Annotated in this window: 1 pseudogene; it reads left to right on the top strand. The window is 57.1% G+C overall.

The features are described 5' to 3' along the window. Positions 1-210, top strand: a pseudogene (locus LC431_RS26265) (IS4 family transposase); the annotation flags it as partial.

The raw sequence follows: 210 nt of genomic DNA, 5'->3' as shown, positions 1-210 counted from the left end.
GGCATGCAGAGGCAAAACATCCTCTCTGGCACGGACTGACACTCAATGCCGTCGATGGCGTAGTCTGGCATACGCAGGACACACCTGAAAATGCAGAGGCCTTCGGTAAGGCTTCGAACCAGCACGGCGAACGCGGATATCCTCAGGTCCGCATGGTCTGCCTGATGGAACTGAGCAGTCACCTGTTGCGGGCCAGTGTGATGGACAGTT

Origin of the sequence: Rahnella sp. GSA61A, from assembly GCF_019969905.1 — a bacterium.
GTDB classification, from domain to species: Bacteria; Pseudomonadota; Gammaproteobacteria; order Enterobacterales; family Enterobacteriaceae; genus Rahnella; species Rahnella aceris.
Note: the sequence above shows the minus strand (reverse complement) of the source record. Positions and strands in the feature narration are given on the sequence as shown.